General features: G+C 69.3%; 12 protein-coding genes. 4 read left to right on the top strand and 8 right to left on the bottom strand.

Translation table 11 applies throughout. The features are described from left to right. Positions 1–45: 45 nt before the first annotated feature. Both ACTWOL_RS17595 and ACTWOL_RS17590 read left to right on the top strand, forming a co-directional pair. Complete coding sequence (locus ACTWOL_RS17595; protein WP_474297685.1) at positions 46–882, top strand: SCO4651 family lipoprotein; 837 nt, start codon at positions 46–48, stop codon at positions 880–882. Positions 883–1,251: 369 nt separating this feature from the next. Continuing rightward, positions 1,252–1,422 (top strand): hypothetical protein, encoded by a 171-nt coding sequence (locus ACTWOL_RS17590; RefSeq protein ID WP_474297684.1) that lies wholly within the window; start codon positions 1,252–1,254, stop codon positions 1,420–1,422. Between the two features lie 72 nt (positions 1,423–1,494). Here ACTWOL_RS17590 and ACTWOL_RS17585 read toward each other — a convergent pair whose 3' ends face one another. Then, positions 1,495–1,854, bottom strand: coding sequence for a metal-sensitive transcriptional regulator (locus ACTWOL_RS17585; protein ID WP_474297683.1), 360 nt, complete (start codon positions 1,852–1,854; stop codon positions 1,495–1,497). A 195-nt stretch (positions 1,855–2,049) separates the two neighbouring features. Here ACTWOL_RS17585 and ACTWOL_RS17580 point away from each other — a divergent pair, with 195 nt between their 5' ends. Both ACTWOL_RS17580 and ACTWOL_RS17575 read left to right on the top strand, forming a co-directional pair. Further along, positions 2,050–2,670: a DUF47 domain-containing protein gene (locus ACTWOL_RS17580; protein ID WP_474297682.1), complete on the top strand. Its 621-nt coding sequence runs from the start codon at positions 2,050–2,052 to the stop codon at positions 2,668–2,670. Positions 2,671–2,676: 6 nt separating this feature from the next. Continuing rightward, on the top strand, positions 2,677–3,675 hold the full coding sequence (locus tag ACTWOL_RS17575) for an inorganic phosphate transporter (RefSeq protein WP_474297681.1): 999 nt from the start codon (positions 2,677–2,679) through the stop codon (positions 3,673–3,675). 202 nt (positions 3,676–3,877) lie between these two features. Here ACTWOL_RS17575 and pstB read toward each other — a convergent pair whose 3' ends face one another. The 7 genes from pstB to ACTWOL_RS17540 all read right to left on the bottom strand — a co-directional run bounded on the left by pstB (position 3,878) and on the right by ACTWOL_RS17540 (position 12,415). Continuing rightward, positions 3,878–4,654, bottom strand: coding sequence for a phosphate ABC transporter ATP-binding protein PstB (pstB, locus tag ACTWOL_RS17570; RefSeq protein WP_474297680.1), 777 nt, complete (start codon positions 4,652–4,654; stop codon positions 3,878–3,880). Positions 4,655–4,678: 24 nt separating this feature from the next. After that, positions 4,679–5,752 carry a phosphate ABC transporter permease PstA gene (gene pstA / locus ACTWOL_RS17565; protein WP_474297679.1) on the bottom strand — a complete coding sequence of 358 codons (1,074 nt, stop codon included), beginning with the start codon at positions 5,750–5,752 and terminating at the stop codon, positions 4,679–4,681. Further along, complete coding sequence (gene pstC / locus ACTWOL_RS17560) at positions 5,752–6,744, bottom strand: phosphate ABC transporter permease subunit PstC (RefSeq protein WP_474297678.1); 993 nt, start codon at positions 6,742–6,744, stop codon at positions 5,752–5,754. The genes pstA and pstC overlap by 1 nt, the downstream gene beginning before the upstream one ends. Positions 6,745–6,875: 131 nt before the next feature. Then, positions 6,876–8,012 (bottom strand): phosphate ABC transporter substrate-binding protein PstS, encoded by a 1,137-nt coding sequence (gene pstS, locus ACTWOL_RS17555; RefSeq protein ID WP_474297677.1) that lies wholly within the window; start codon positions 8,010–8,012, stop codon positions 6,876–6,878. Positions 8,013–8,314: 302 nt separating this feature from the next. Beyond that, positions 8,315–8,890, bottom strand: coding sequence for an NUDIX hydrolase (locus ACTWOL_RS17550; protein WP_474297676.1), 576 nt, complete (start codon positions 8,888–8,890; stop codon positions 8,315–8,317). After that, positions 8,887–10,065, bottom strand: a complete 1,179-nt coding sequence (locus ACTWOL_RS17545) for a CHAD domain-containing protein (RefSeq protein WP_474297675.1) — start codon at positions 10,063–10,065, stop codon at positions 8,887–8,889. The genes ACTWOL_RS17550 and ACTWOL_RS17545 overlap by 4 nt, the downstream gene beginning before the upstream one ends. Continuing rightward, positions 10,052–12,415 (bottom strand): RNA degradosome polyphosphate kinase, encoded by a 2,364-nt coding sequence (locus tag ACTWOL_RS17540; protein ID WP_474297674.1) that lies wholly within the window; start codon positions 12,413–12,415, stop codon positions 10,052–10,054. The genes ACTWOL_RS17545 and ACTWOL_RS17540 overlap by 14 nt, the downstream gene beginning before the upstream one ends. Between the last annotated feature and the right edge of the window lie 115 nt (positions 12,416–12,530).

The following is a 12,530-nucleotide window of genomic DNA, read 5'->3' as shown; positions in this document are numbered from 1 at the left end:
CCGTCGTTATCCGGGACGGGAGGGTCCAGGAAGGGGATGTCGGCGATGGTGGTGCAGCACAGGCTCAGGGGCGGGGTGTGCACGGCCGCCGCCGTGGTGGGCGCAGGGATGGGGATGGTCACGACCACCGGATGTTCCGGGGGTGGGAACGCCGTGGCCGATGCCCGGCCCACCGGCGACCCCGTCGCCGCCGTGCGGAGCGCCGCCGAAGTGCTCGCCCGGTCCGGGACGTCGAAGGCGCGCACCTCCATGGAGATGGCGGCCGGAGGTACCCGGGTGACGATCCGGGGCGAGGGCGCCTACGACTTCCGCCGCGGTATGGGGCGACTGCGGGTCGTGCTCCCCAAGGATCCGTCGGGAGCCGACGAGCACCGCCCGATCACCGAACTGCTGGCACCCGGCGCGCTGTACATGAAGGACCGTGGCGCCGGAGTCCCCGCCGACAAATGGGTCCGGGTCGACACCCATACGCTCAAGGACGGCAATCTGGTCACGGGTGGGGCGACCGACCCGGCGGCGGCCGCCGAACTGCTGCGGGCGGCGCGGACGGTCACCTATGTCGGCCGGGTGGAGCTCGCCGGTGTCAAGGTCGCCCACTACCGCGGCACCACCGACATCGCCCAAGCCGCGAAGACGGCCTCACCCCTGGCCAAAGGCGCGTTGACCGCGGCGGCGAAGGGTTTCGGGGAGGACTCCGTGCCCTTCGACGCGTATCTCGACGACGCGGGGCGGCTGCGCAAGGTGCGCCATCAGTTCAGCTTCACGAACCAGGGGCGCACGGTCGCCGTCTCCTCGACGACCCTGCTCTATGCCTTCGGCACGCCCGTCGTCGTGGAGCTCCCCGCGCGCCGCGACCTCTATACGGGCCGGGTCCGCGTCTGACGCGCGACAGGCCCGGCTGTGATCGCCTCATGCGGCGGCCGGACAGGGCCCAGGCCGAGGGATCCGCAATGGGTGGGTCGCCAAATGGTCCGGACGTGCCATGCGGGTCGGGTGTCCCGCTCCCTAGGCTAGGCCGTGACCGGAAAGGTTCACCGGCTCGTGACGCCCCGCAGGCTCCGGGCCTCCAGCAGGGGGAGCCCCAACGCCTTGCGGACTCCGCTCGGCACTTGTGGGCCCGGGGGCATGTATCCTCCCGGCCGTCCACTGGTCTGGGGAGCCCGTGCACCGCAGGCTTCGCGCTTCCCGGCGAGCCGTTCCCGTCGCAGCAGTAGGCAGGAAGTCGACACCGGCTGGAAGAGGTGAAAGCACGTGGCTCCGCCCAGTACCCCGACAGCCCAGGACCACGTGGCCCTCGCCGAGATCGAACTGTGCGGCGAGTTGATGATCGCGGCGTCGGACGCCGACGAGGAGCGGCTCAGCGCCGACCGTATCGACGAGGTCCTCAATGTGAGCAGTGCGGCAGTCCTACGCGGTGGCTGACATCACGGTTCCGCACGGTGACCGACGCCACGGGCCGGCCCGGCGGCGGGCCGGGGTGGAGGTGCGGAGGTCTCAGGTCCGCATCATGCGGGCGATCGCCTTCGTCGCCTCTTCGACCTTCGCGTCGATCTCGTCCCCGCCCTTGAGCGCGGCATCGGCGACACAGTGACGCAGATGCTCCTCCAGCAGCTGGAGGGCGAAGGACTGCAGAGCCTTCGTGGAGGCGGAGACCTGGGTGAGTATGTCGATGCAGTAGGTGTCCTCGTCGACCATCCGCTGCAGACCGCGGATCTGGCCCTCGATCCGGCGCAGCCGCTTGAGGTGCTCGTCCTTCTGCTTGTGGTAGCCGTGCGTGCCGCGGTCGTGGTCCGTGACCGGAAGTCCGCCGGCCGTCTGGGCGGCCGTTTCCGCGGCCGTTTCCGTGGTCGTCATCGCGTGCTCCCGTGGTCCCGTTGTCCTGTCCGATATACCCCTCGTGGGTATATGGTACCGATCCCTTCCGGCTGTGGCAGGGCCCTGTGCTGATCACAGTGTCCGATGGGCGACACTGAGGGGACGCCGGTTAGCCGTGGCCGGATGATGCGCTTAGCATCAGCCTGACCCAACCCAGTACCCCGAGGACCCCACGTGCGATTTCGTCTGACCCCCAGGGAGACGAGCTTCTACGACATGTTCGCCGCGTCCGCGGACAACATCGTCACGGGCTCGAAGCTCCTGATGGAACTGCTCGGAGCGGATGGTCCCGCCCGAGCCGAGATCGCGGAACGGATGCGGGCAGCGGAGCACGCCGGGGACGACGCTACCCATGCGATCTTCCACCAGTTGAACTCCTCGTTCATCACGCCCTTCGACCGTGAGGACATCTACTCCCTCGCGTCGTCGCTGGACGACATCATGGACTTCATGGAGGAGGCCGTCGACCTGGTCGTCCTCTACAACATCGAGGAGCTGCCGAAGGGCGTCGAGCAGCAGATCGAGGTGCTGGCCCGGGCCGCGGAGCTGACGGCGGAAGCCATGCCGCACCTGCGGACGATGGACAACCTCACCGAGTACTGGATCGAGGTCAACCGTCTCGAGAACCAGGCGGACCAGATCCACCGCAAGCTCCTCGCGCACCTCTTCAACGGCAAGTACGACGCCATCGAGGTGCTCAAGCTGAAGCAGGTCGTGGATGTCCTGGAGGAGGCCGCCGACGCCTTCGAGCACGTGGCCAACACGGTGGAGACCATCGCGGTCAAGGAGTCCTGAGGCTTCGTGGAGACCTTTGCACTGGTCGTGACCATCGGGGTCGCGCTCTTCTTCACGTACACGAACGGCTTCCACGACTCCGCGAACGCCATCGCGACGTCGGTGTCCACACGGGCGCTGACCCCGCGGGCGGCGCTGGCGATGGCCGCGGTGATGAACCTCGCCGGTGCCTTCCTCGGCAGCGGGGTCGCCAAGACCGTGAGCGAGGGCCTGATCGAGACGCCCCAGGGGTCCCGGGGCATGGGCATCCTGTTCGCGGCGCTGGTCGGCGCGATCATCTGGAACCTGGTCACCTGGTACTTCGGCCTGCCGTCGTCGTCCTCGCACGCGCTCTTCGGAGGCATGGTCGGTGCCGCGCTGGCCGGTGGCACGGAGGTGATCTGGTCCGGAGTGCTGGACAAGATCGTCATCCCGATGTTCGTGTCCCCGGTGGTCGGCCTGCTCGCGGGCTATCTGGTGATGTGCGCGATCATGTGGATGTTCCGCAGGTCGAACCCGGCGAAGGCCAAGCGCGGATTCCGCATAGCGCAGACGGTCTCGGCGGCAGGTATGGCGCTCGGCCACGGTCTCCAGGACGCGCAGAAGACGATGGGTGTCGTGGTGATGGCCCTGGTCATCGCCGATGTCGAGGACTTCGGCGATCCGATCCCGGCGTGGGTGAAGATCGTCTGCGCCGTCATGCTCTCGCTGGGCACGTACGCGGGCGGCTGGCGCATCATGCGGACGCTGGGCCGCAAGATCATCGAGCTTGATCCTCCGCAGGGGTTCGCCGCGGAGACCACCGGAGCGTCGATCATGTTCGGCTCGGCGTTCCTCTTCCATGCGCCGATCTCGACGACGCATGTGATCACGTCCGCGATCATGGGCGTCGGCGCGACGAAGCGGATCAACGCGGTGCGCTGGGGGGTCGCCAAGAACATCGTTCTGGGCTGGTTCATCACGATGCCGGCCGCGGCGCTCATGGCGGCGTTCAGCTTCTGGATCGTGAATCTGGCTTTCGGCTAGAGCCTTTCCGGGCGGTCCGGGGTGCGTGCCCGTGTCGAAGACCGGGCACGCCGTAAGACCCGGCCCTGCCAGGTGCCCACCCGGCACCCGATGCATCGCGCAAAACGTCGGCCCCCTCTCGTGTGAGAGGGGGCCGACTGTTCGCCTCGCGGTGGCACCGCCATGCAGCACCGCGAGGCAGATCTGAGGAGGACCGGCCGGATCAGCCGAAGCGGCCCGAGATGTAGTCCTCGGTGGCCTGGACCGACGGGTTGGAGAAGATCCGCTCGGTCTCGTCGATCTCGATCAGCCGGCCGGGCTGGCCGACGGCGGCGAGGTTGAAGAAGGCCGTACGGTCCGAGACGCGCGCCGCCTGCTGCATGTTGTGCGTCACGATGACGATCGTGAAGCGCTCCTTCAGCTCACCGATCAGGTCCTCGATCGCCAGGGTCGAGATCGGGTCCAGGGCGGAGCAGGGCTCGTCCATCAGCAGGACGTCCGGCTCGACCGCGATGGCCCTGGCGATGCACAGACGCTGCTGCTGACCGCCGGAGAGGCCGGAGCCGGGCTTGTTGAGGCGGTCCTTGACCTCGTTCCAGAGGTTCGCGCCCTTCAGCGAGCGCTCCACGACGTCGCCGAGCTCGCGCTTGTTGAACTTGCCGTTGAGCCGCAGGCCCGCCGCGACGTTGTCGAAGATCGACATGGTCGGGAACGGGTTGGGGCGCTGGAAGACCATGCCGACCGTGCGGCGCACGGCGACCGGGTCGACGTTCGAGCCGTAGAGGTTCTCGTCGTCCAGCATCACCTTGCCCTCGACGCGGCCACCGGGGGTGACCTCGTGCATCCGGTTCAGGGTGCGCAGGAACGTGGACTTGCCGCAGCCGGACGGGCCGATGAAGGCCGTCACCGAGCGGGGCTCCACGGTCATCGAGATGTCCTCGATCGCCTTGTGGGAGCCGTAGAAGGCGGACAGTCCGCTGACGTCAATTCGCTTGGCCATAGAAATCACTTCCACATCGCCGCGTCAGCGGCCGGTCTTCGGGGCCTTCCAGCGGGCGATGCCGCGGGCCACCAGGTTGAGGATCATGACGAAGGCGATCAGTACGAGGGCGGCGGCCCAGGCGCGGTCGTACGACGCCTCGCTGCCGACCCGGTACTGCTCCCAGATGTAGTAGGGGAGCGAGGACTGGGCGCCTTCGAACGGGTTGTTGTTGATCAGCTGGTTACCGAAGACGAGCAGCATGATCGGGGCGGTCTCACCGGCGATACGGGCGATGGCGAGCATCACACCGGTGGTGATACCGCCGACCGCGGTCGGGATGACCACCTTGAGGATCGTGCGGTACTTCGGGACGCCGAGGGCCAGCGACGCTTCACGCAGCTCGTTGGGGACGAGCTTGAGCATCTCCTCGGTGGAGCGGACCACGACCGGGATCATCAGGATGGTCAGGGCGAGCGCGCCCATGAATCCGGACGGTTTCAGGTCGGCCAGCAGCATGATCGACAGGATGAACAGACCCGCGACGATCGACGGGATACCCGTCATGACGTCCACGAAGAAGGTGACGGCCTTGGCGAGCGCGCCCTTGCCGTACTCGACGAGGTAGACCGCGGTCATCAGACCGATCGGCACGGCGATCAGGGTGGCGAGGCCGACCTGCTCCAGGGTGCCGATGATGGCGTGGTAGACACCGCCGCCGGCCTCGAAGCCGGGGACACCGGCCATCGAGTGGCTGAGGAAGTAGGCGTCCAGGGCCTTGATACCGCGGCTGACGGTGACCCAGATCAGCGAGAACAGCGGGATCACGGCGAGGACGAAGCAGACCCAGACGATGCTGGTGGCGAGCCGGTCCTTGGCCTGGCGCGTGTTCTCGACCACCGAGGTGGCGATGTACGAGATCGTGAGGAACAGCAGCGCGGCGATCAGGCCCCACTGCACCCGGCTCTCCAGGTCGGCGGCCATGCCGATGCCGACGCCGAGCGCGATCGCGAGGACCGCGAAGGCGGGCTGGGACCAGCGGGGGAGTCCGCGGCGGCTGAGACCGCCTCGGCGCGGGGAGGCGGAGGGACGGGCGTCCTTTATGGCGGTGTGGCTCATCAGGCGTTCGCCCCCGAGTACTCCTTGCGGCGCGCGATGATCATGCGTGCGGCGCCGTTGACCAGCAGGGTGAGGACGAAGAGGACCAGACCGGAGGCGATCAGGGCGTCCCGTCCGAATTCATTGGCCTCGTCGAACTTCGCGGCGATGTTCTGGGCGAACGTTCCGCCGCCAGGGTTCAGGATGTGCAGCGAGATCAGGAAGCTCGGGGACAGCACGGTCGCGACGGCCATCGTCTCGCCGAGGGCGCGGCCGAGGCCCAGCATCGAGGCGGAGATGACGCCGGAGCGGCCGAAGGGCAGCACCGACATCCGGATGACCTCCCAGCGGGTGGCGCCGAGGGCCAGGGCGGCCTCCTCGTTCATCCGCGGGACCTGGAGGAAGACCTCACGGCTGACGCTGGTCACGATCGGCAGGACCATGATCGCCAGCAGGATGCCCACGGTGAACAGCGAGCGCGGGACGCCGATCTCGGTCTTCTCGAAGACGTACGTCCAGCCGAGGTACTCGTCGAGCCAGAGATTCAGGCCCTCCAGGTACGGGACCAGGAAGAGGGCGCCCCAGATGCCGTAGATGATCGAGGGCACCGCGGCCAGCAGGTCGACCACGTAGGCGAGCGGTGCGGCGACCCTGCGCGGGGCGTAGTGGGAGATGAACAGCGCGATGCCGACAGCGATCGGGACCGCGATGGCCATCGCGATGATCGAGCTGACGACCGTGCCGAAGAGCAGGACGGCGATGCCGAAGACCGGCGGCTTGCCGGCGGGGTTCCAGTCGAAGGTCGTGAAGAAGTTGCCTTCGTCCTTGGAGATCGCGAGAGAGGCGCGGTAGGTGAGGAACACGGCGATGGACGCCATGATCACCAACAGCAGAATGCCCGAGCCCCGGGAGAGGCCCAGGAAGACCTTGTCGCCCGCGCGGCCGGTGGAGGTGGCCCGGCGCGAGGCGGCCGGTTTGGCCGGCGGTGTCTCTATGGGTGTCGTGGAAGCCATGGTCTTTCCGGTCTGGGTGGGGGAAGGATCCGCGGGTTGCGGTTCCCCTGGCGGCGGTGCACCGGATGGTGTCGGCGGTGGCCGGCCCGGTGGGGTGCACCGGGCCGGCCGTTGCCGTTGTTACGCGGGACTTACTGGAGACCGGCGACGGTCTCGCGGACCTTGGCGTTGATCTCCTGCGGGATCGGGGCGTAGCCCGCCTCGGAGAGCAGCTTCTGGCCCTCGTCGGACGCGGTGTAGGTCAGGAAGGACTTGACCGCACCGAGGCTCTCGGCCTTGTTGCCCTTGTCGCAGACGATCTCGTAGGTGACGAGGACGAGCGGGTAGGCACCCTCGGCCTTGGTGGTGTAGTCCAGCTTCAGGGCGAGGTCCTTGCCCTTGCCGTCGATCTTGGCGGCGGCGATCGCCTTGGAGGCGTTCTCCGGGGTCGCCTTCACCGGGGCGCCGGCGCCGGTGTTGATGTCGACGGTCGGGATGGACTGCGAGGTGGCGTAGGACAGCTCGAAGTAGCCGATGGCGCCGGCGACGGCCTTGACCTGGGCGGCGACACCGGAGGAGCCGGAGGCAGCCTGGCCGCCCGGGGCGGGCCACTTCTTCTCGGGCTCGTACTTCCAGGCGTCCGGAGCGGCCTTGCTCAGGTACTTGCCGAGGTTCTGGGTGGTGCCGGAGTCCTCGGAGCGGTGGAAGGGCTGGATCGCGGTGCTCGGGAGCTTGACGCCCGGGTTGAGCTTGGCGATCGCCGGGTCGTCCCACTTCTTGATCTTCGTGTCGAAGATCTTGGCGAGGGTCGGGGCGTCCAGGACGAGGCTGTCCACGCCGGGGAGGTTGTAACCGATGGCGATCGGGCCGCCGACCATCGGCAGGTTGATGCCGGTGCCGCCGGTGCAGACCTTCTTGGACTCGGCGACCTCCTCCGGCTTGAGCGCGGAGTCGGAGCCGGCGAAGCCCACGGTGCCCTGGTTGAACGCGACGATGCCCTCACCGGAGGACGAAGCCTTGTAGTTGACCTGAACGCCCGTGCACGCGGCCATGTAGTTCTTGACCCAGAGGTCCATGGCGTTCTTCTGCGCGCTCGAGCCGGATGCCATCAGCTGGCCCTTGGCGTCGTCGCACTTCACGTTGGAGGCGGCCTTGGACTTGTCGCCGCTGCCACCGGTGGAGCCGCCTGCATTGTTGTCCGAGCCGCACGCCGTGAGAACCAGGGCGCCGGAGACCGCAAGGGCAGCGAGCGCGGTGGCGCGAAGCCCGTTGTTGCGCTGAAGCTTCACTTTTCGGGTGTTCCTTCCAGGAGCGCCGGTCGGGGACGTCGTCTCGTCTGACGTTGTACGGCGGCGCGCGTCGGGGTGGTGGTGCGGCGCTGTGCCGGTCACCTTGTAAGCCCGAAATTAGGCAGATCAGGTGAAGCCGCCGACGGAGGAGAGTGAACGGAAGGTGAACCCTGACAGGCGGGGAAGTTCCTGGCCTCCATGCGGGTTCCGGGGTCGTGTAAGCGGCGTTTGTGCGAGTGGTACCTGGTGTCGTCCGCGGCGGGATTGCCCGTTCGGGCGCCGAGTAAAACATCCCCTGGTGGTCAATGTGCGCTGGATGTCCTGAAAATCCCATGTGCTGAGACGAGGGCGTCCAGAAGCTGGCGGTCCCGCGGCTGGGTGAGCCACTCGCGTGCGGCGTCGGGTGGCAGCCAGACGATCCGGTCGACTTCTTTGCCCGGGACGAAGCGGCCGGGCAGCTCGGCCTCGGCGGCCCAGTAGCTGACCTCCTTGGGCCGGCCGTTCACCAGGTAGTGGACGGTGGGCAGGCGTCGGCCGGGGACACAGTGGTGGCCGGTCTCCTCGAGTACTTCGCGCAGGGCGCCGGCGAGCGGGTCCTCCGAGCGCTTCAGCTTGCCCTTGGGATGCGACCAGTCGTCGTAGCGGGGCCGGTGGACCAGGCAGATCTCGATGTTCTGACGGGGGCCGGGGCCAGGGCCGTGACCGAGGGCCGTGCCCCTCGTGTTGCGCCCACCGGGGCACGCCCGGCCCGTGCCCGGGGCGTCGGATCCCGCCCGGCCGGTGCCCGGGGCGCGCCGCCACAGCACACACCCCGCCGCGCGGATCGTGGCGCCGCCTCCCGGCGCGCTGCCGCTCGTGGTGCCTCCGCCGCCGCTCACGGCGCGGCCACCGTCCGGCTGTCCCGGGGGCCCGCGGGATCGTGCGACACCTCCTGCCAGACCTGGTGGAAGGCGAAGCGTGCGGCCTCGACCTCATGGCGCTGGTCTGCGTGGAGTACCCCGAGGGCGTAGGCCGTCGCGGGGGCGATACGGGGGGTGCGGGCGGCAGCCGCGGCGGCCGACGCCGCCTCCGCGGCATCCCGGTGCCGGTCGAGCGCCCGGCCCGCGACCGCGAGCAGCGGGTCCGGCACGGGGGCGCTGACCTCGCGGGCGTACCGGTGCAGCCGCAGCAGCAGCCGCACCTGGTGCCAGGGCGCGTCCTGAGCTTCGTCGGCGCTGACACCCGCGAGGCCGTGGACCAGTGCCTCGGCGTTGTACGGGTGCGAGGCACGGGTCAGCGGCAGTACGGCGACGGCGTCCAGCAGCTGCTGCTCGGCGGTGCGGGCGTGGTGGTCCAGCACCTCGGCGGACGTGGCGGCCGCGGGCGTGAGCGGAACCTCGGAGGCGAGCAGCGCGACGGCGTCGGCGACGGCATGGAACCGGGATGATCCCAGTGCCTGGAGAGCGGCGGAGTGGGCCCGGGTCCGTCCGAGCGTCAGCTGGCGCTCCAGAAGCGCCCCGGCCCGTGCGGCGCCGACGGTGAGCGCGCCACGGCCGGCCGCCGCCTGCGCCGTGGCCCCCGGCGCCGCTGCCGCCGGGCCGCCGGACCCGGGTGCGGCTCCGGCTGCCGGGGATGCCTGCGCGGCGGCGCCGGACGGGATTCGAATCGGCGAAGGTTCCGTGCCGGTCCGGGCGTGCGGGAGTGGTCCGGTCCCCTCCGGCGGGAGCGGCGCGGCGCCCGAGAGGCGGGCCAGGGCATCCAGCAGCCGCGACAGCCTGTCGGTGCAGGCGTGTTCCTCGGCGAGGACGCCCGACAGCCAGGTGAGCTCCGTGCGCAGCTGGTCCGCCCAGGAGGGCTCGAGCAGCGGGCGGTAGGTGACCAGGGCGCCGCCGATGCGGCGGGCGGCCCGCCGCAGGGAGCGGGCCGCTTCCTGGGCGCCCGCGGTGTCGGCGCCGCTCTCGCCGTGCACCCTCAGGCTGCGCAAGAAGTCCGCGGCCTGGGCGTGCAGATACCCGGTCAGGACCTGGTCGGCGCCGGTCCCCCTCGGCGCCAGGGGAAGGTCAGGGCTGTGCACGCCGGCGCCTCCGCGCATCGATGAGCATTTCCTGTACGTTCCGCAGCGGCTGGCCGTCCGCGTCCGTGGAGTGCCGGGTCCACTCCCCGTCCTGCCCGAGGTGCCAGGACGACGTGGAGTCGGACATACCGGTTTCCAGCAGCCGGTTCAGTGCCGCGCGGTGGGCCGGGTCGGTCACCCGGACCAGGGCCTCGATACGGCGGTCGAGGTTGCGGTGCATCATGTCGGCGCTGCCGAACCACACCTCGGGCTCGCCGCCGTTGCCGAAGGCGAAGATCCGGGAGTGTTCGAGGAAGCGGCCGAGTATCGAGCGGACGCGGATGTTCTCGGAGAGCCCCGGGACGTCCGGGCGTATGGCGCAGATGCCGCGCACCCAGATGTCGACCGGGACACCGGCCTGCGAGGCCCGGTACAGGGAGTCGATGATCGCTTCGTCGACCATCGAGTTGACCTTGATCCGGACGTACGCGGGACGGCCCGCCTGGTGGTGGGTGATCTCCTTGCCGATCCGGGAGACCAGTCCGTCGCGCAGCGACTTCGGCGCGACGAGCAGCCGGCGGTAGGTCTCGCGGCGCGAGTAGCCGGACAGCCGGTTGAACAGGTCCGACAGGTCGGCGCCGACCTGCGGGTCGGCCGTGAGCAGACCGAGGTCCTCGTAGAGCCGGGCGGTCTTCGGGTGGTAGTTGCCGGTGCCGACGTGCGAGTAGCGCCGCAGGGTCTCGCCTTCCTGGCGGACGACCAGCGACAGCTTGCAGTGGGTCTTCAGACCGACGAGTCCGTAGACGACGTGGCAGCCGGATTCCTCGAGCTTGCGCGCCCACTTGATGTTCGCCTGCTCGTCGAAGCGGGCCTTGATCTCGACGAGGACGAGGACCTGCTTGCCGGACTCGGCGGCGTCGATCAGGGCGTCGACGATCGGCGAGTCACCGGACGTCCGGTAGAGGGTCTGCTTGATCGCGAGGACGTCGGGGTCGGCGGCGGCCTGTTCCAGGAAGGCCTGGACGGAGGTCGAGAAGGAGTCGTACGGGTGGTGCAGCAGCACGTCCCGCTCGCGCAGCGCCGCGAAGATGTCGGGCGCCGAGGCCGACTCGACCTCGGCGAGGTCACGGTGGGTGCCGGCGATGAACTTGGGGTACTTCAGCTCGGGCCGGTCCTGTGAGGCGATACCGAAGAGCCCGGTGAGGTCGAGCGGTCCGGGCAGTGGGTAGACCTCGGACTCGGAGATCTTCAGCTCGCGGACCAGCAGGTCCAGGACGTACGGGTCGATGGACTCCTCGACCTCGAGCCGCACCGGCGGGCCGAAGCGGCGCCGCATGAGCTCCTTCTCCAGGGCCTGGAGGAGGTTCTCGGCGTCGTCCTCCTCGACTTCGAGGTCCTCGTTCCTGGTCACCCGGAACATATGGTGCGCGAGCACCTCCATGCCGGGGAACAGCTCTTCGAGGTGTGCCGCGATGACGTCCTCGAGGGGCACGTACCGGTGCGGGGACGCCTCCAGGAAGCGGGACAGCAGCGGCGGCACCTTGACCCGGGCGAAGTGGCGATGGCCGCTGACCGGGTTGCGGACGACGACGGCGAGGTTGAGCGAGAGACCCGAGATGTACGGGAAGGGGTGGGCCGGGTCGACGGCCAGCGGGGTGAGGACCGGGAAGATCTGCTGGCGGAACAGGGTGAAGAGGCGTGCCTGTTCCTTGTCCGTGAGCTCGGGCCAGCGGATCAGATGGATGCCCTCATCGGCCAGGCCGGGGGCGATGTCCTGCTGGTAGCAGGCGGCGTGCCGTGCCATGAGCTCCCGGGAGCGGTTCCAGATCAGCTCGAGGACCTCGCGCGGCTGCAGGCCGGAGGCCGAGCGGGTCGCGACGCCGGTCGCGATGCGCCGCTTCAGGCCCGCCACCCGGACCATGAAGAACTCGTCCAGGTTCGAGGCGAAGATCGCGAGGAAGTTGACCCGTTCCAGAAGCGGGGTGGCCGGGTCCTCGGCGAGCTCGAGCACCCGCTCGTTGAAGGCGAGCCAGCTGCGCTCACGGTCGAGGAAGCGGCCCTGGGGCAGCTCTTCGCCCTCCGTCTCGGCCTCGTACACATCGAGGTCGGCATCGATGTCGGGCTCCAGGTCGGAGACCACGGCGGCGACCGTGTGCGGGCGGTGCGCGGCGATGGAACCGACGGACGGCTGCGCGTGCTGGACCGGTACCTCTGCGGGCTGCTTGCTCATGACCCCATTCTTCCGCGCAAACGGGTGAGCGGGCGCGTCGGAGCGGGCCGTGGAGATGCTGGGACGCCCTCCCCCGACGCTTCGCACGGGGGGATCCCCCTGTCGCTGCGCTCGCGGGGCTGGCACGTCGGGCGGCTGCATTCACCGAGCGTCGCAAGAGCGGCTGAATGGGTGGTAACGAGAACATGACGCCTGGGCAAGCAGGGTGCCGCAGCGCGGGGCGAAACAGCGGGGCGAAACAACGGGGACGGCCGGG

This window comes from Micromonospora sp. IBHARD003 (genome assembly GCF_056106285.1).
The sequence above is the reverse complement of the archived record's forward strand: the minus strand, read 5'-3'. Positions and strand labels throughout refer to the sequence as shown.